This is a genomic window from Candidatus Chloroploca mongolica, from assembly GCF_004762035.2.
GTDB lineage: Bacteria > Chloroflexota > Chloroflexia > Chloroflexales > Chloroflexaceae > Chloroploca > Chloroploca mongolica.
In genome coordinates this window covers 1-2,836 of sequence record NZ_SIJK02000142.1, presented here as the reverse complement: position 1 = coordinate 2,836, position 2,836 = coordinate 1, and the positions used below count along the sequence as shown (strand labels likewise).

The following is a 2,836-nucleotide window of genomic DNA, read 5'->3' as shown; positions in this document are numbered from 1 at the left end:
GTGGGTGAGGTGGTGGGCGAGGCTGACGGGCCAGCGGTGGGTGAGGTGGTGGGCGTGGCTGACGGCTCCGCGGTGGGTGTAGGCGTAGGCGTGGGCGCAAGGGGATCACTGGCGCTGCGCTCGACCGCACCGATATCACAGGCTGGCCCAACCGGGCGGGCGATACCCCGTTGATCGGTGTCGGGGCAGGTGGCTCCCGCCGCGTCGAGCGCAGGACTATCATCGTAGGGCGGGTGGGTGAGCGTGGTGCTGCCGTAATCGCTGAGCGGGGCGAGGCGAGGTTCAAGCGGAGCCTGGCGCGTGCCGCTCTGGTCTGAGGTGGCGTCAAATAGGCAGGTTCCATCGCCAACGAGATTGGAGCCGCCAGAGGTGAGACTGCCCGGGCGCGTGGCGGCATCACTAGGAAAACCGCAGTCGCGGTCGCCATTCGCGGCGATGATGTTGCCCGTCGCAGTGACTGCACTGCCACCCCAGTAGAAGCCGCCAACAAAGCGGGCACGGTTGTTTGTCAGGGTATTAAAGGCGAAACGGACCTCGTTGGGCGTGCTGGCGAAGGTCTCGATAGCGCCACCAAAGTCGGCACTGTTGCCACTAAAGGTAACATTTTCGATCACACTCTGACTGGTGGAGTTATTGGTGAGGAATGAGAGACCACCCCCGCCGCTGAGACTCGTGTTATGCACCAGCGCACTACGCTCGATACGCAAGTGCGCCGCCGGATCAGCTGAGAAACTGGAGAAGTAGACGCCGCCGCCGCGATTATCGGCAGTATTATAACGAATAACACTATCTACAATCTCTAGCGAACCGAGCGGATCGTAATCGAAGAAGCGGAACGAGAGTCTGCTGCCTACCCCACCGCCATCTGTTTTCGCACGATTATTGCGGATGATGCTGCGCTCGATCCGCATCTGTCCATCGTTATGTACCCCGCCACCGCGTCCGTCGGCGTGATTGTTCTCTACAATGACATCAATCAGGGTCACGTTGCCAAACTGATTGCTGAGCCCCCCGCCGTCAACCGTCGTTGTGCCATTGCGCAGAGTCAGATTGCGCAGGGTCACGCTGGTCTCGCGGGTAACGCGGATAATCTGATCCACCCCCCCGCCATCAATGATCGTCTGATCTGGCCCAGCGCCTTCGATCGTCAGCGTATCGTTGATCACCAATGGCCCTGCCCCGTTCAGGCTGAGTTGGTAGACCCCGGCGTTCAGTTCAAGGACATTCGCGCCAGGGAGGGCGTTGACCAACGCGACCGCTTCACGCAGCGCACAATCTTCACGCGTGCAGGTGCCGTTGTCGTCGCTGGTTTTGGTGACAATGGAACCTGCCGTGCTGAAGGTGGGCGAAAGATCAAGGAAGATGTTGTCGGCGCACTTGACGCGCAGGTTAGCGGCGAGCAATGGGTAATCGGGCAACGTGACATTGGCACTGCCGCTATTGGGCGTGCTGGCAAGCAGGGTAGTGTAGCTGACACCCGCATCCTCGGTCAGATCGATCTGCACATTCGCGCAGCTAATTGGTGCGAGGTCGGTGTTGGCGACATCCCACTGCACCGGGATTTGTGCGCCTTGGGCGAAGCGCTCGCCCCCGGCAATACTCGTGATCTGGAACGGGCCAGCCTCAGCCACCACCGTGAGCGCCGTACTATCGAAGGCAAAGGCTCCCGCACCGGGTCGGTTATCGCGAGCAGTGAAGCGAAAGGTGAGCGTGCGATTGGTCGTTGGCAGCGTTTCGCCAATGGTTTCCTGACCAGTCACAATGTCGAGGTAGCGCGGAAAGAGCCGGCTCGGATTTGCACTTGGCGGGAACGAACGGAAGATCGGGCGCGCCCCGTCATCGGTCAGTGGCGGCGAGGGCGGCCCAAGATCGTACTGTTCCCAGGTAAACGTGAGCGCATCGCCATCTGCATCGCTCGCCGTGCCGACCAGTTCAAACGGCGTGCGGGCCGGGATGGTGTAACTCGGCCCTGCCTCGACCACGGGCGGGGTGTTGCCGGTGGGAATGGTCGTGCCGCATCTAGGGATTGCTTTCAGGTACCCCTGGATCTGGATAAGACTATGGACGTGAAACACCAGATCATTCGTATTTTGCAAGTTTTCGACGCCACAGAGGCCTGCATAGGCCATAATGCTCGATCCACTCCCTGGTTCGTAGCCATCCCTGGGGCCAAAACCACAACCATTAACAGTACTATTAAATGTATGATCTGCGCCAAACTGATGCCCTAATTCATGAACTGCCACGCTAATGAGAGCACTACTGCGAATATTTGGCCCAGATCCAGAATTACCGCTCGCCTTTGTGGAATAGTCACAAGCTGATTCTAAGAAGGCGACCCCAGCATTTGCGGTAGTAAACACATGACCAACATCATAGCTTGTAGAACCAATCACGCTATCAAACACATTCGGACTCTCTACCAAGATCATGAGAGGATTATTATTTGTAAATGGATCGGTTTCAGGATCGGTGTAAATAAGTTGCGTGGTATTGTCGATTAACATGAACCGAAGCGCCAGATCGCGCTCATAAATTGCATTGATTGCATTTACGACCTGAACGATCTGCTCAAAAGCTGCTTCCGTTGTCCCCCCAACTGCTTGGGTAAATTCGCCCGTTGCCGCAACGGCTAAGCGAAAGACGCGCAGTGACGCCCCATTGCTGCCACTTTGGGCGAGGCTGACGGCCTGACTAGATCCGAGTGGGGGTTCGGGCCGTAATCCCGACGGCGGGAGATCGCTGTCAGCAAAGGCGATGTGCAGGGTGCGATCCGGTCCACCGTAGGGCGTGACGAAGCTGCTGGTAGTAGGCCCAATGATAATAGCATGATAGC

At 58.1% G+C, this 2,836-nt stretch carries 1 protein-coding gene; it reads right to left on the bottom strand.

Annotation, left to right across the window (positions count from 1 at the left end):
• The coding region (locus tag EYB53_RS25145) for a reprolysin-like metallopeptidase (protein WP_135482360.1) at positions 1 to 2,836 on the bottom strand (2,836 nt) is incomplete at both ends.